Raw genomic sequence first — 6,283 nt, 5'->3', positions numbered from 1 at the left:
ATTCACCTGTGTAATACTCGTGGAACAAGTTAAACATAGGTCTTTTGTTCAGAGCTTAGCGACCCCTCAAAATTGTCCAACCAATGGGGACCACTTCATCTCTCAATTTTGCTCCAGTCAGGTTAGCATCCTCAAAATTGGTGTTTCCCATGTAAGCACTTTGCATATCAGAGCCACTCAAATCAGTAGAACCGAAATATGTATGATCTAAATTGGCTCCTCTAAAGAGGGTTTTCCTAAGATTCGCTTGCCCCAAGAAGGTATCCAACAATTCAGCTCCACAAAGGTTGGCTTCTTGCAGATTGATCCCATTCAACTCTTTTCTAGTGAGATTGACTCCACTCAAGTCAACTCCTCTGAAATCCCTTTCCCCATTACCATATCGTTCAAACAATTCCTCAGCAGTCATCTCTATAACTCCCAAAGCACAGTAGTTAATCTTGATTTTCTTTTCCCAATTCTCCACACCACATAGCTTGAACATCAAACACTAATTACACCGCCAACTATAGAATTTTCTCCATAAAGCAAAAGTCTCTAGTGCAGCGTCAAGACTTATTTTTAGGGCAAGCATCTCTGGTAAGCCTTATAAAGAAAGCGTTCTGAAGATCGTCTACCCTAATTTTGTAGCTTGACGATGCACTAGCAGAAATGTGTGAATTCATCTGGCTAGGACAAAAGTTGGGCTTAATTTGAACTTTTCATTGCAGACTTGAATCTGTGACCTGCAATCTGGGAAAGCTATATCACATCGTTCCTTGCTCGCACAGCTTGTGTGGACTTTGAGCAATGATATCTGTAGTTTGGTGAGCAGCAATTAGAGACATGACAACTTGGTATTTCAATTACGGTAGCGATCGCATCGGTCCTTTTGACGAAAAGCAGGCCATTGACCAAGCTAGACAAAATCCCAATGGCTATTGTTGGCGACAGGGATTTACCGATTGGCTTCCCATTTCTCAAGTGACCGAACTCCAGGGAGATGCCGTTGCAGCCCCACCTCCCCCACCCCCCGTAGGTCCGGGTGCAGCTCATGAAATTGACTATCAAATTTTTGGCGAAGACATGCAGTTTGTTGAAGTCGAACTCGATCCGGGTGAAAGTGCCGTGGCTGAAGCAGGTGCCATGATGTACAAAGACGCCGTTGTCCAAATGGAAACCATTTTTGGCGATGGCTCAGCTCAATCCTCCCAGGGGGGATTTATGGATAAGCTAGTCGGGGCAGGCAAACGTCTGGTTACGGGCGAAAGTTTGTTCACCACTGTGTTTACCCACGGGGGGCCTCAAGGCAAAGCCCATGTTGCCTTTGCAGCACCCTATCCCGGTACGATTATTGCTGCCAAACTCAGTGATTATGGCGGACGGTTAATCTGTCAAAAAGACAGTTTCCTCTGTGCAGCCAAAGGGGTTCAAATTGGCATTCATTTCCAGAAGAAGATCCTCACAGGACTCTTTGGTGGAGAAGGCTTTATCATGCAAAAGCTAGACGGTACAGGCTTAGCCTTCCTCCATGCGGGTGGGACAGTGGTTCAACGCGATCTCAAAGCGGGTGAAACCTTACATGTGGATACGGGCTGTCTGGTCGCCTTAACGGACTCCGTTCATTACGATATCCAGCAAGCGGGCAATGTAAAGTCAATTATTTTTGGCGGAGAAGGGTTGTTTTTCGCCACCTTAACGGGGCCTGGGCATGTATGGTTACAATCTCTTCCCTTCTCCAGAATGGCGGGACGGATGTTAGCCGCAGCCCCTCAACGCACTGGAGGGGGTGGTCGAGGTGAAGGCTCATTACTGGGTAGCCTTGGCGATTTGCTCGATGGAGACAACTTCTAGAGTTTGCAAGCCGTTTTATTGCTCTCAATCTCTTTGGTTTGACGTCAGGTCAGTTCAGATCTTTCCCGCCTTACAGTGCTTGACATTCACTTCTATCTGAAGGTTAATCACTAGCAGGCGTTTGGAGTTCCTCTATTGAATTGGCCTGACCTGAGTTTTTCTCGTAGACGAGTTGCGATCGCAGTCTGCACCTGCTTATTTTTAATTGGCTTTCACTTCCATTCTCCCCACGGAGTTGCAGCCAAATCCTCTGCCAACCAGCTAGAGATTGTGGCTGAACTCCCCCTGGGAGCAGAAGTCGGCAATATTGCGGTTACGGCAGATCAGCGCATCTTTTGTAGCGTTCATAGCTTCTTTGGTAACGAAAATCGGGCCATCGAAGTTCTTGACCCAGAAAATTGGCAAATCTATCCCAATTCAGATTGGGGGAAAGCGCCTGATGCTAGCCCTCCCAAGTGGTCAGGTCTCAACAATACCTTGGGGATTCAGGCAGACGGTAGGGGAAATATTTGGTTTTTGGATAATCCTAGCCCCGCCTTTCCCACGGGACGCTTAATTGCCTGGGATACTCGGCGCAACGAACTCCATCAGGTGATTTATTTACCCCCACCTGTGATTACAGAGAATGCCTTTCTCAATGATTTTGCAGTAGATGCCAAGCATGAGGCGATGTATATTGCCGATACTGCAGGTGGACCGGATGCGGCGCTGATTGTGGTTGATCTAAAAACTGGTTTAGCCCGTCGAGTTCTGCAAGGCAGTCCGTCTACCGTTCCAGAAGACATTGATATTAAAATTGACGGTCGCATCATTTCCTTAGGAGATGCCCCAGCCCGAATCGGCGTTAATCCGATCACCATCGACCCGGCCTACGAATGGGTTTACTTTGGGGCGATGAATGGTCAGTCCCTCTATCGAATTCGCACCTCAGATTTATTGAATCAATCCTTAAATGAGCAGCAATTAAGGCAAAAAGTCCAGCGCTATGGCGATAAACCGATCAGTGATGGGATTACGGCGGACAGTGCTGGAAATATTTACGTTACAGATATTACGGCTAATGCGATTGGTGTAACCAACGCTGCTGGCAAATACCAGATTCTCTATCAAGACGATCAGAAACTGAGTTGGCCAGATGGCTTAGCGATTGGGCCAGATGGCTATGTTTATGGAACGGTCAACCAGCTCCACAAGTCGCCACCCTTAAATGAAGGTAGCAATGATGTGATCGCACCGTTTCTGGTGATTCGATTCCCGGCTTTGGCTCCGAGTAGCGTAGGTCGATAGGAGAATAGGGCTAGCGAGGGTCATTGTTTTGGCAATCTTCTGCTGTATAAGACAGGCAAATCTACACAGAATCTGGGGTGATTTCATTTTTACTGGAAGTAGTGGACCTTTATCTCACAACACCCACTGATTTTGCTTGCAAAGGGTGTTATTTCATTGCATTGAGAGGTTTCAATATTATTAAGTCACCATAAGCCTTACTGTTGCGGATAGAAGTGACCCGCATAATAGCGACAAGGCAAATTGTGGCCTGAGCTATATTCTGGGAGCGAAATTGTGCCAATCGAAATAGGTCAGCTGGTTGGAGCGATCGCAAAAATTGCCACACCTATTGCAGCCAATAAGTTGCAACGAAATGAGGCAGTAATTAAGCTGCTCAAGCAATTCAACCTGGATCCTGAACACCCGCCTGAGGACTTTAGTGGTGTATATGCTTATGCTCTAGTGGAATATGGTGTGGGCAAACCTCCGCTGATGTTGAAGTTATTGCGGCAGGATGAAATTCGCCGGATTTTCCGAGAGTCATTTGAGCAAGATAATCCTAATATTTTGCTAGCTGAAGGGGAGCGCTATGTTCATGACTTTGCTTTAGGGGATGAGATTAGGGCTGAGGAAATTGATTATCCGCTTGAATTTGCCCGTTTCAGTGCCATTTTTTTTGAAGTGGCAAATCGGACGAGAAAGCCTGCAGAGGTCAGACGAGATCAGAATATTGCCAGTCTTCGAGATGGCTTAGATCGGGTGCAAGAAAGACTTAATCGGCTACCTACTGTGGAAGCGATGCGGGCAGAGATGGCTCGCTTGGTTTCTCAAGATAGACTTATGCTGCCGGGCAGTGACTCATCCCCCCAAGAGAGTTGTCGAGCCTATCGTTTGGCCCAAGAAATGCGCGGGTGGTTCGAGACGTTGGACTATGAGTTTGAGTCTTATGAGGCTTGGGAAACAGACTATTCTGAGTGGATTATTACCTATCGAGTGAGTCGGCGGCGATTTAATCGGGTGCTGGTGAGGGGGATAGATGGTGAGGGTGGGGTTGCAGATATAGAGGCTTTAGCCCAATCGGTTGAAGGCCAGCGTACTGATGAAGGGTGGCTGGTGAGTAGTCGCCGCATGAGTGAGGCGGCGCGGGATGTGGTGGTCCAAGACAAGAATGAGCATTTGGAATGTTACACCTTTGATGAATTGCTGGATCAGGATGCGGATTTTAGTGGCTATTTGTCTTGGTTAGAAGGGGAAATTTCAAGTCGAAAAATTGATAAGCAATATGTACCCCTGGCTTGCACGAAAGAAGAACTGAGTCCTCAAACTCAGCAACGAATTGCGTTGAGTCGATATGGCGAAGCGAATGGTTGGATTGATGGTTATGTGGATGTGTGGCTGGATGACCCCGCCAAAGAACATATTTCGGTGCTGGGGGAGTTTGGGACGGGAAAGACTTGGTTTACGCTGCACTATGCCTGGAAGGCTTTACAAGACTATCGCGAAGCACAGCAACGAGGAACTGAGCGACCGCGATTACCTTTGGTGATTCCGCTGCGGGACTATGCCAAGGCCGTAAGCGTAGAGTCACTGTTTTCGGAGTTTTTCTTTCGCAAGCATGAGATTCCGATTCCGGGGTATTCGGCTTTTGAGCAGTTGAATCGAATGGGGAAGCTGCTGCTAATATTTGACGGCTTTGATGAGATGGCGGCGCGGGTCGATCGGCAGCAGATGATTAATAATTTTTGGGAGCTGGCCAAGGTGGTAGTGCCAGGATCAAAAGCGATTCTGACCTGTCGGACGGAGCATTTCCCGGAAGCCAAAGAAGGGCGAGATTTAATGAATGCCGAGTTAAAGGCTTCGACAGCGGCTTTGACAGGGGAACCGCCCCAATTCGAAGTGCTAGAGCTGGAAAAATTTAATGAGGAGCAAATTCGGCAAGTGCTGTCCTTTCGGGCGGATGAGAGAGCTGTACAACAAATTATGGGCTATCCTCAGCTTTTGGATTTGGCTCGTCGCCCAGTAATGACGGAGCTAATTTTGGATGCGTTGCCAGAGATTACAGCGGGCAAGCCAATTGATTTAGCGCGGGTGTATCTGTATGCCGTGCGACGGAAGATGGAGCGGGATATTAAGGCAGAGCGAACCTTTACCTCCTTGGTAGATAAGCTGTATTTTCTGTGTGAGCTGTCTTGGGAAATGATTGTATCGGATCAGATGCGGCTGAACTATAAGCTTTTCCCAGAGCGGCTTCGGAAGCTATTTGGCCCAGTGGTACAAGAGCAAACAGACCTGGATCATTGGCACTACGACATGATGGGACAGTCGATGCTGATTCGGGATGCGGAGGGAAATTACAGCCCTGCCCATCGGTCACTGCTGGAGTTTTTTGTCGCCTATAAGCTGGTGGCTTTGTTGGGGGTTTTGGCTCCTGATTTTCTGGATGTGGCGCGGGAACAAACCCATGTCGATCAAGCGTTACCTGCCCAAGAATATGGCTGGTGGGATTATTGCCAGCGGCAAGTGGATGAGCAGGGTGCCATCCAAGAGATTGCTCCTCTACTTCGGTTTAGATCAGGAGATCGGGAGAGTCTTCAGCCATTGCTGGTGCCTGCCCCACTAGCTAAGGCAATTTTGGATTTGGCTGTTCCTATGCTCGATTCGGACCTAATGGTGGAACGGTTACTTCCTCAAATTCAAGCCACTCGGGGACAAACTCAGGAACAGGCAGGGTACTGGGGTGGGAACCTGACGCAGCTTTTGGTTGATAACAATCCTTGGGCTTTGGAAACCCATGATTTGAGCGATACCCATCTGCAAGGAGTTAATTTTGCCAATGTCAGCTTACTACAGGTGAATTTGGCCAGAGCCAGCTTGGCAGACGCCCGTTTCAATAAAGTTCTAGCAGCCATTAATACCATTGCTGTTAGCCCCGATGGCCAGCGGTGGGCCATTGGGGAGAGTAACGGCAGACTGCAGATGTGGGACGCCAGTACCGGGCGTGTGTTATGGATCCGACAAGAACATTCTCGTGCTATTTGGTCGGTGGCCTTTAGCCCCGATGGTCAGCGGATTGTCAGTGGCAGTTATAGCAATCAAAGATTGGGTTAGGACACTTTTCTGAAGGCATGATCCACCGCATCCCAAAAATTTTCGAACTGATGACCTGTTTTGCGTAAGCAAT

The 6,283-nt window shown here is 48.1% G+C and carries 4 protein-coding genes; 3 read left to right on the top strand and 1 reads right to left on the bottom strand.

Annotated elements, in window-relative coordinates; genetic code table 11:
* Positions 1-55: 55 nt before the first annotated feature.
* Positions 56-466: a pentapeptide repeat-containing protein gene (locus Q0991_RS24765; protein WP_299493716.1), complete on the bottom strand. Its 411-nt coding sequence runs from the start codon at positions 464-466 to the stop codon at positions 56-58.
* Positions 467-825: 359 nt separating this feature from the next.
* On the opposite strand from Q0991_RS24765, the gene Q0991_RS24760 reads away from it, so the two are divergent.
* The 3 genes from Q0991_RS24760 to Q0991_RS24750 all read left to right on the top strand — a co-directional run bounded on the left by Q0991_RS24760 (position 826) and on the right by Q0991_RS24750 (position 6,210).
* A complete protein-coding gene (locus Q0991_RS24760) occupies positions 826-1,833 on the top strand; it encodes a TIGR00266 family protein (RefSeq protein WP_299493714.1) in 1,008 nt (335 codons plus the stop codon).
* Positions 1,834-1,968: 135 nt separating this feature from the next.
* Entirely contained in the window at positions 1,969-3,120 is a 1,152-nt protein-coding gene (locus tag Q0991_RS24755; RefSeq protein WP_299493712.1) for an L-dopachrome tautomerase-related protein, read from the top strand.
* Between the two features lie 276 nt (positions 3,121-3,396).
* Positions 3,397-6,210, top strand: a complete 2,814-nt coding sequence (locus Q0991_RS24750) for an NACHT domain-containing protein (protein ID WP_299493710.1) — start codon at positions 3,397-3,399, stop codon at positions 6,208-6,210.
* The last annotated feature ends 73 nt before the right edge of the window (positions 6,211-6,283 follow it).

The sequence above is a fragment of the Acaryochloris sp. IP29b_bin.137 genome, assembly GCF_028285745.1.
Taxonomy (GTDB): Bacteria; Cyanobacteriota; Cyanobacteriia; order Thermosynechococcales; family Thermosynechococcaceae; genus Acaryochloris.
The sequence above is the reverse complement of the archived record's forward strand: the minus strand, read 5'-3'. Positions and strand labels throughout refer to the sequence as shown.